Below are 9,219 nucleotides of genomic sequence, written 5' to 3' on the forward strand. Positions count from 1 at the left end.
TACTGCTCTTGAAGCAAATCTCCGCGCTATCGGGGACGGTGCGAGACTGGAACAGTTAGCTGTTGACTTACTTGGTCGAGAAGGATACGACGTCGTTCAACCGGCGTGAGGGGTCCGGATGGTGGGAGAGATGCACTTTGAACGCTCGGGAAAATTTGGCGTGCTCCATTGAGGGTGTCATAGAACTCTTCTCACACCGTGATGATCGTGCTTCCCGGATTGTCTCCACGTTCGTAGTTGGTGATCGCGATGACAAGGCGAAGGCACAGCGCGAGGAACACCTGCGCTCGTGCGTGGACGCGGCCTCGGGCGTGGGTGCGCCCGAGGCCGCAGTCCTTCACTGATTCGTTGGTTCGTTCAACTCCCGTGCGGCGGTTGTACGTCTCATCTAGCGTCGGTTGCTTCAGCTGAACGTCTTCACTGTGTTCCTCGATGCGGTCTTCGACCCTGTACTCGATATCGAGCGGGTCGTCGGTGTTTCGCGCGTTGTACGGAGCGACTGGCACGACCCCTGCGGCCAGCAGGTGGTCGTGCCAGTCGAGCGTGTCGTAGGCGCTGTCACCGACCATCCAGATCGGTTGCTCGACGGCGAGCGCGTCACGGGTGACGCGCATCGCCGTCTCTTCTGGTGCTTGTTTGCTCTCGGTGAACTCCGCTGCGATCGGTATCTTTTGCCCGGTCGAGACGATTGTACAGCCGTAGCCGTAGTAGTACTCGTCCTTGGTTGGATCGTAGCACTTTGACGCATCTGGGTCGGCTGGCATCGCCCTCACGTCGGTCGAATCGATACAGTAGGTCAAGTCGAGCAGGCCGCGGCGGGCGGCCTGCTCGACGAGGTGATCGAACACCTCGTTAGCGACGTGTTCGAGGTCGGTGAGGAAGCGATCGACCGCGTCTCTCGACGGCGGTCGATCGAAGCCACAGCTCAACCAGACGACCGTGTTCCGAAGCTCTCGTTCGACGGGGCGGATGCCGTAGATATCTTTGTAGTAGCAGTGGAGAAAGCCACGCATCAGCTCTGGTGGTTCGTGGTCTCGTGTTCGCCCCGTCTGCGCCGGGGCGAACACGTCAAACTCTTCGAGAAATTCGAAGGAGAGGTGCTCGAACAGCGCTAGCGTCTCTGTCTCCACGACATTGAAGAACGACTCTACCGAAGGATCATCTTGCAGGGTCGCTGAACTCATCCACCTCAGCGTTCACCCTGCTCTTTGGTGTGCTAATCGTTCTATGACACCCTCGTGCTCCATTAGCTATCTCTTTGTAGCTCCAATTAGACTCTGACAATATGCCGAAGCCGGATATTGAAGTCCTCGACGACGGCGACGCCTATCCGTATTCATCGCATATCAGCGTAGACGGTACAGAAATCCAGCGGGCGATCTTCTCCTCGTGTTTGATTCTCTCGACGACAATGGTGTCAGCTTCTTCGAGCGTGTCTATGGGTTTACATGGCCAGGAGTTATCACTCACGTCGTCGATGGGCCGGTTCCTGCTGAGTTCCACAATTTCGAGGACTTTGCTGCGGATCTCGACAGCGGGAAGTTCGCGGTCGCCAGCAAACGCGAACAAACAAGCTTCTTCGTCGACGAAGACACCGTCCGCACTATCACCCTCTACCGATACCAGTACCAGGGCGGGTGGCAACCGATCGTGATAGATGAGCAACGAGATCCACTTGAGAACACCCCTTCAATGAATCAATTACTCTCTGTGAGGATGGAGAGCAGGTAATTGAAGAACTACTCGGGACGAGTTCTCCTGAGGAGAAGCAGGAGGTTGAGCAAATCCGCGAATTTCTGCGGTCTGCTGGTTATCAGCTAGATCTGATCTCTGATTCAGACGAATAAGCCCCTCACTCACCGATTCACATATAGTAGAAATACTGTGGCCGAACCTCTAAAATGGACTCAGTATCTACTTCGGATAGGATTGTACCGACACGCTTTGCAACACTCACGGTTGCTGGCATCCGAATTGCGTAGTCCGATGTATTCCAGTCGAGTTTTGTGAAAAAGAGAATTTCCTTACAGATCTCTAACGAGGGTGTCTCACAAATCTCGTCAGGTCGGATCTCAATCGGCGATGGTACTCCACTCCCCTGATAGGTCGTCTCTTCCGGGACATATCCGGATGTGTAGAGATAGTGGACGTCGTCATCAGGGACGCTCAGGAGGGTTCCCCGCATGGCGGGATAATCCGTAGGTGGGAACAATCTGACCTTTGGCCGCCTACGAACCCAGACTAGATCTAAATCGCGAACACCGTCTGTGGCATCAAGCAACCCTTCACGTTCTTCTTCCCAGAAGACAGATGGCTTATGAAGGACGAACCGGCTGGGACGTGTCCCTTTCTGAGCTTCGTAATATTCCAGAATCTGCTCACCTACCTGTCTAGCCGCCTCATATGAGAGGTGGGGAGATCCATTCTCGTCCTCGGTGATATCCGGGAGTGGATCGCTCTGAAGGATAATATGGTCCCGTCCGTGAAAGACGTGAGCAAGAGCAGCTCGAATCACATCATCTCCTTCGTCTCGCTCTCTGTAGAACGAGAGCCCTGCGTAGCAGTGCCCATCTTCGATCTGCCGAGTTTTCCAGGGATGCCCTCGTTGAGACTTGTATAGAAGTCCAACTGTGAGATTCCAGGCCCGAGATGCTCGCTGTCGGCCAGTACGGATCGCAAGTGTGGATGGCTTAATCAGCTGTGTGGGGATTCGAGCCTCCATCCCGATCAGCTTGATTCGATTTCGCAGGTCAGAACCTTCCGACTGGATTCGCGCATGGTCCTGGTTCTCAGGAGTACACGCGTCCATCACTTCTTGCGGAATACAGACGATGATTGCGTTCGGCTGAACCGAATCCCGTTCGATTATCTCTATGTCTTTCCGCACTAGCTTCAGGAATCGCTCCATCCGATCTCTGGGGGTCGATTTACCCGTAACAGATTGGATGTCTCGTCGACGAATTTGGCGTCTCCAGCCCTTTTTTGCATTAATAGAGAGATTGAGCGGGGAACTCTTACCTAGGCCGGGATACGGAACCTGCCACGGATTATCACTTGTTCCTGGATGGATCCCGACCTCCATATCATGAAGTAGTTCGGTCAACCGGCGGATCGAATCTCGATCGCCGATAATCCCGAGTTTGATTGTATGGTGTCCTTCCTCATAGAGCCGTGGACCATATCTGATAAGGCCTCGTTTGGGGGAGGTTTCAGTACCTCCTTCAAACTGAATCTCTGGCTCCTCGAGGTGACGAAGCGTGAACGGGGAAGCTTCAGGCGTCATTGTTCAATTCCCCCTGTGCTTTCGAGATCAGAAGCTGACTCGATGAGCTCATCACGTTCGTCTCCGTCTTTGGGCGGGCGGACATTGAGGGACAGCGAGTCAACTCTGATTACTTCGAGTTCCTTTACGACGGGTATCTTTTCACCCAGAAACCGGTCAAGCTGGGTCTGATCCGACATCAGCAACTCTTCCCAGACACGCAGCTGGCGGTCGTACTTACTATTCTGGGCGTGGAAACGATTTGGCGAGAAGTCGTTTTGGAGCCGTGATTTACGCTCGCCTGTTACAGGTCGACGACCATCTGAAGTGAAAACCTGTGTGGGTAGCAGAACGTAGTGGTATTCTCCCGCATAGCGCCGTACTCGTACTTTGACACCGCGGTGGATGACATCGGGGTAGGAGTCTATAGTAGGCGTTAGAAGTAATTACTTACTTTTGGAACAGAGAGTTGATCGAGAGCGGTGTCGATCGCCGTCGTCAGCTCGTTAAGTGAGTCGAAGAACCGGTTGCTGAGCGCCTGTTGTAGCTGTCGCCAGCACTCTTCGACCGGGTTGAGCTCTGGCGAATACGCCGGCAACGTCACGAAGGCGAGGTCGTCACGGGCCGCCAGGTCCGTGACAGCTGACGCCTGGAAGTACGGTGCGCCATCAAGCACCACGAGCAAGTCATCCTCAAACTCTTCACATAGTGCTAAGATGAAATGTTTTGCGTGGTCGGCGGTGACGTACTCTTCGAACCGGGAGAAGAAGCGATCACCGTCCTCGGTGATCGCGCCCAACAGACACGTCCAGTCACGCTGCCCAGAGAGTTCGACGCTTGGGCGCGTGCCGCGCGGAAACCACGCGGCACGCGGCTCAACCTGGACAGATTTCTTGGTCTGGTCGATACAGACTACGGTGGCGTCCATCTCCCGCCGCTTTTTTTGAACTCTTCGTGAAATTCTTCTTGGTCGTCTTCATCAGCTTCGGCGGCTGAGCGGCGCGGTTTCTGATAGCTGAGTCCCGCTTCTTTCAGCAACCGCCGGCAACTCGGGTAGGAGTACTCGGCGCCGTAGGTTTCTTCGAGAAACTGCTGGACGAGCGCCGGCGTCCACGCCGGCGCGTCGAGCCCAACCGCTTCAGGTAGGTCGTGAACAGTTTCTTCGAACTCTTGTTGCTGTGAGTCCGAAAGCTTTCGATTTCTTCCAGAGCGGTGAGCATTAGCAACGGCGTGCTCAATCGACTCGTCGGTGTCGAGTCGATTGAGCCAGTTGTAGATCGTTTTCCGGTGGACGTCGTACCACTCGGCAGTTCCTCTTGCGTGACTCCGTTCTTGTAGGCGATAGCTGCTAACAACCGCTCTGTTGGCTTCTTTCCTCCACGTTGTCGAGAGCAGTTTGCAGCTCTTCGACGGAGATCTCGTCGAGGTGCTCCACTAACTACTTCAACAAATTACTTGCAAATATATCTAACGGCTACTATAACTCCTTTGTAACCCATGATCGACCTAGTTTTCGTTCGGTACCGTGCTGTCTGCGGTCTAGTTTCGGGTATACGGTTGTTCCCTTCTCACGGTCGATGAGACAATCGTTATCTCTTGCAACGAGAGTGAAAATCCCTCTGAGAAGGGACCTTACGATATTTTCACGCTCCTCTTCTTGAGCCCGCGTTTGGAGGAACTCCTCGAACTCTCGTGTTTCGAAACGGTCCTCGTGTATGTAATGACGAGTAGACCCCGGAAGATGGTCCGGATGAACGAGCGAATATAATTTCCGCTCGTGAAGCTTGATGGGGAACGCTTCGTTGTTGTAATTATAGACTCGAGCAGATTCGGCATCCTCTGTCGTCTCTATGATGTACAGTGTCTCTGGGTAGCGGGTTACCTGAAACAGATTCGTCGCATATTCTGTTTCCTCAGAAACCGGTTCATACGAATGAAGATATGGTTCGTACTGGAACCGTTCTGTTTTCTCGAGTTGATGAGCTTGTTGACGGAGGTCATCGTATGTACCTACGAAAACATGGGTATCAATAGCAAAATCTCGGAACTCATCTACATCAGTATCATCTAGCCGACCTACGACCTCATCGTTAACGCTGTCTTTGAGTTTTTCGTAGAAGTCGACCAGTTTCTGATTATCGGTGATATCACGATCGAATAGGGCTTTCCAAGCTGGTCATTAGAGAGTGTCTCCGTAAAAATATAGAAATCAAAACGGTGGGGTTGGGGCTGTTTGATGTATTCGAGGAAATACCGGGCGAGTTCGTCTCTAAAATCATTCGGGCTGAGGCCTGTGGAATACGCTTTTGCCTCAGCTACCACTTTATCGCCCGTAGCTTTGTTCACAAACTGAATATCGTCAAGCGTAGAGTGGAAGGCTGAATCCCGTTCGACCATGTAATTCAGCCCTTCCATGTACTCGATGACGACTTCCTTATAGTCCTCCCGCGTCTCGCCGTCCCTTCCCGCTCTTTATATAGATTGTAGATGGGCACGTTGTATCTCGTTACAAGGAAGTCTCGTGTGAATTACTTTTCCCTCAGTCGTTGGATAGTCTACTGGGATACGACGGTACTTCTATAATCCGAGCGGTATATATTGGAGATAATGAACCGCGAGGACTTGGGAACGACTCTGCGTCTCCTCAATCGCGAACGTGGGGCCGCGGATGCGTTACCGAAAAAGTCGCTTCACGCTTCTCTACCGTATTGACGTCAAATCTGCCGAGCGAAATCTGGATATCTCGATCCCGTATTATTGGTATCTCTTTGGTACCGTCTCTCCAGCCACGCCCTCGACTGTCCCCTCAGCGAGTATTAACGAGCCCGGACTTGAAGATCGCCTACGTTCTGTTGTCTCAGAGGCTCTCTCTGAATATTACGAACATGGATTAGAATGGCTCACAGACCGAATGTATGATGATGCACCGTATCAGGTTCAGCGGGATTTTCGGGAGTTAGATAAGAAAATACGAACGTTACATACGGAGTACCACGATTTCTTTGAGGTTGACCCAAGCAGAGAGTCGGTACTCAGCTCCGTCCACGACACTTTTGAATCATTTCCAAACAACCGATTTCCGGAGTATGATCGACCACTAATCAAGTGGTATAACGCAGTCACTCGAGAACTCCATTCGCATTCTCCTGATCCCTCCAGATTGATGACGGTGAATGTAACGTTCTGGCGTATCTTTGCACTCAAGCTTGCTCAACGGCATGCCCAGGGAATGTCTCCGGAAGAGGTCCGTGGAAACCTCGGTATAACCTCGTTTGAGGAGGCTCGGAGTTCTGCGATCCAGAAACTTGACGAATTCGAAGAGGAAGACCTTGATGCGAAATTTTCTGGATTAGCGACCGAACTCGAATCTGAACGGAGTGCAGCCGACGAACTTGTTGCTCCGATTCTTGAACGCCGGGGAATTGCGCACGAAGATCTCCATCCGGGCCAATGACTCGATACTTCGTAGACACTAACGTCCTCATTGGACTCACGTTTTCTCACGACCGGTGGGCCGTAGAAGCAGAGCGTATCCTAGACGGTCATAACACGCTCTTCACGAGTGAGTTTGTAATCTACGAGTATTGCAGCCGTCCACAAGGAGCGCCTCGAGTTGTGTCCGACCCCGATCAGCTACAAGTTGACCCTGACGATACCGATGGCGTGTTCGGGACCGTTCTTGAAGACTTTCAAGAGAATGTCGAGGATAATATCCCAATGTACAATCGAGAAATCGATTTACAGCGCTACGATGGGCTTTCCTTTGAGAGTATCTTAGAGATTTTCTTCGATAATATTGAGGTTCGAAGTCAGGCCAAGCCACACTTTGTTCGGCACTTCCAGAACTACTTCTCCTCGCGTGAAATCACCCCACGGAATGCAAAACGGTGTGTCGAAGATCTTCGAGATCGTGTTCTCCACGACGCAAAGGAGCGGAAAGACGCACTAATGGATGCTGTCCACGTCATGTCGTCAACTTATGACGATCAGGAGCGCGCTCGCGGTCAGTCAAGGAGCACATCGGAATTCAAGAGTCCCGGATTCCTCCTGTAGACTCTCAGTGGCTTCTTGACGCAATAGGGCTTGCAGAACGCGATGTGCTTCACCGTGTTGTGACCGGAGATAAGAAAGACATCGTCCGATATCAGCAACAACTGACGTCATTATTTGATGTTACAATCCTCTATATTTTGGATGAGTTTCATACTCGTTCCCAAGTCGGTCAGGATTCACACGAAATCTTCTGATTACGCAACGACTGGTTAGAAGGTACACTGTCGCCGGAGCTGAGGTCCACTCTGACAGGAAGTACTTATGGGTGCCGTCCGGACGAAGCGTATGGGACTCTTTGAGACCTTATTTAGCTCATCCACCGGGGATACTGATCCTCAGGCACAGCAACCGAGTCAGCACGAAATCTTCCCCGAGGACAAGTACAATGTCGCATACGCTGTAGCCGCTCGGCGTGAAGAAATTCGGGCGTTAGAACACCTTCTAGAAGCGGATCAGACCTCACCTACCGCCTTGGAGGCTGAGCCTTTCCTTCAGGATATAATCGAAGATATGGAGCGGGATCGGGAATACTCCCTCCGCCTTCGCACCTCCGGGAGACTCGTCGACGATATCCGTGAACTCATAGAGCATTGGGACAATCAGGTAGATGAGCAGATAGGGACGATTTGGTGGCCTATCGGAGCAGATACGACGTTCAGGTTGTACCTCCATTATCTGGAACTCCGTGCTGACGCGGAGGATGACCAATTTTCGTTCCCGGAGTCTGCTGGACAGGTTCACACTCTTGTCCAGCGTGGTCTTAGTACAATGGAAGATGATGACGACTCGAAGCTCGCTGTAGTCCACAAGCGAGACATTCCTTGGGAAGAACCAACTGAGGACAGCTGATCTATAGTAGCCGTTAGAACTTTCCGCTCAGAGAGTGTTGCTGTGATCAATGGACCACCTCGACGAGATCTCCGTCGAAGACCTCCAAGACGCCCTCGACAACGTCGAGGGAAACAAGCCGACACAACGGTTGTTAGCCGCAATTGCGTACAAAAACGGCGTAACGCAATCCGAACTTGCAGAGTGGCACGACACCGGTCGAAGAACGATCTACAGCTGGCTGATGCGATTTGATACGGACGAACCGCTTGAGCAAGCTGTGTCTGATGATCATCGATCCGGGAGAAAACGAAAACTCTCAGAATCACAGCAAGAAGAGTTCGAACAAGCCGTGCACGAACCGCCCGAAGAGGCCGGGATCGGCGCGCCGGCGTGGACGCCGGCGCTCGTCCAGGAATTTCTCGAAGACGCCTACGATGTCGAGTACTCCTATCCAGCTGCCGGCGGCTGTTGAAAGAAGCTGGATTGAGTTATCAAAAACCACGCCGCACAGCCGCCGAAGCTGAAGAATCCGACCAAGAAGAGTTCCACGACGAGATCAAAAAAAGCGAGCGGAGATGGACGCCAAAATAGTCTGTATCGATCAGACGAAGAAATCGGTGCAAGTCGAGCCGCGTGCCGCGTGGTTTCCGCGCGGCACGCGGCCGAGCGTCGAATTGTCCGGCCAACGCGACTGGACGTGTCTGCTCGGCGCAATCACCGAAGACGGTGACTGTTTTTTCTCACGGTTCACCGAGTACGTCACCGCCGATCATGCAAAACATTTCATTCTCGCGTTATGCGAAGAATTCGAAGAAGACTTGATCGTCGTATTAGATGGTGCGCCGTACTTCCAGGCGTCGGCCGTCACGGACCTAGCGGCCCGTGACGACCTCGCCTTCGTCACGTTACCGGCGTATTCGCCGGAACTCAACCCTGTCGAAGAGTGCTGGCGACAACTCCAAAACGCTCTCAGCAACCGGTTCTTCGACTCGCTTGAGCAACTGACCACCGCGATCGATACTGCTCTCGACCAACTGTCGCTTCCAAAGGTGAGCAATTATTTCTAACGTCCA

8 protein-coding genes and 2 pseudogenes are annotated in these 9,219 nt (G+C 52.6%); 4 read left to right on the top strand and 6 right to left on the bottom strand.

Going from position 1 to position 9,219, the window contains the following annotated elements; genetic code table 11:
* Positions 1-191: 191 nt before the first annotated feature.
* The 6 genes and pseudogenes from PSC72_RS25380 to PSC72_RS25405 all read right to left on the bottom strand — a co-directional run bounded on the left by PSC72_RS25380 (position 192) and on the right by PSC72_RS25405 (position 5,659).
* Positions 192-1,184, bottom strand: a complete 993-nt coding sequence (locus PSC72_RS25380; protein ID WP_274322795.1) for a transposase — start codon at positions 1,182-1,184, stop codon at positions 192-194.
* 142 nt (positions 1,185-1,326) lie between these two features.
* Positions 1,327-1,665 carry a hypothetical protein gene (locus PSC72_RS25385; RefSeq protein WP_274326384.1) on the bottom strand — a complete coding sequence of 113 codons (339 nt, stop codon included), beginning with the start codon at positions 1,663-1,665 and terminating at the stop codon, positions 1,327-1,329.
* Between the two features lie 199 nt (positions 1,666-1,864).
* Positions 1,865-3,283: an argonaute/piwi family protein gene (locus PSC72_RS25390; RefSeq protein ID WP_274326385.1), complete on the bottom strand. Its 1,419-nt coding sequence runs from the start codon at positions 3,281-3,283 to the stop codon at positions 1,865-1,867.
* Positions 3,280-3,462, bottom strand: coding sequence for a hypothetical protein (locus tag PSC72_RS25395; RefSeq protein ID WP_274326386.1), 183 nt, complete (start codon positions 3,460-3,462; stop codon positions 3,280-3,282). The genes PSC72_RS25390 and PSC72_RS25395 overlap by 4 nt, the downstream gene beginning before the upstream one ends.
* A 236-nt stretch (positions 3,463-3,698) precedes the next feature.
* Positions 3,699-4,697: pseudogene (locus PSC72_RS25400) on the bottom strand (IS630 family transposase).
* Between the two features lie 641 nt (positions 4,698-5,338).
* The gene (locus tag PSC72_RS25405; RefSeq protein ID WP_274326387.1) at positions 5,339-5,659 is read right to left on the bottom strand and encodes a hypothetical protein; all 321 of its coding nucleotides are present in this window, start codon (positions 5,657-5,659) and stop codon (positions 5,339-5,341) included.
* A 271-nt stretch (positions 5,660-5,930) separates the two neighbouring features.
* Here PSC72_RS25405 and PSC72_RS25410 point away from each other — a divergent pair, with 271 nt between their 5' ends.
* The 4 genes and pseudogenes from PSC72_RS25410 (at position 5,931) to PSC72_RS25425 (ending at position 9,213) form a co-directional block, all read left to right on the top strand.
* Positions 5,931-6,716, top strand: a complete 786-nt coding sequence (locus PSC72_RS25410; protein ID WP_274326388.1) for a hypothetical protein — start codon at positions 5,931-5,933, stop codon at positions 6,714-6,716.
* Positions 6,717-6,877: 161 nt separating this feature from the next.
* Positions 6,878-7,315, top strand: a complete 438-nt coding sequence (locus PSC72_RS25415; protein ID WP_274326389.1) for a hypothetical protein — start codon at positions 6,878-6,880, stop codon at positions 7,313-7,315.
* A gap of 285 nt (positions 7,316-7,600) precedes the next feature.
* Positions 7,601-8,164: a hypothetical protein gene (locus PSC72_RS25420; RefSeq protein ID WP_274326390.1), complete on the top strand. Its 564-nt coding sequence runs from the start codon at positions 7,601-7,603 to the stop codon at positions 8,162-8,164.
* A gap of 49 nt (positions 8,165-8,213) precedes the next feature.
* Positions 8,214-9,213: pseudogene (locus PSC72_RS25425) on the top strand (IS630 family transposase).
* Positions 9,214-9,219 lie beyond the last annotated feature (6 nt).

Source organism: Halosimplex aquaticum, assembly GCF_028747785.1.
Taxonomy (GTDB): Archaea; Halobacteriota; Halobacteria; order Halobacteriales; family Haloarculaceae; genus Halosimplex; species Halosimplex aquaticum.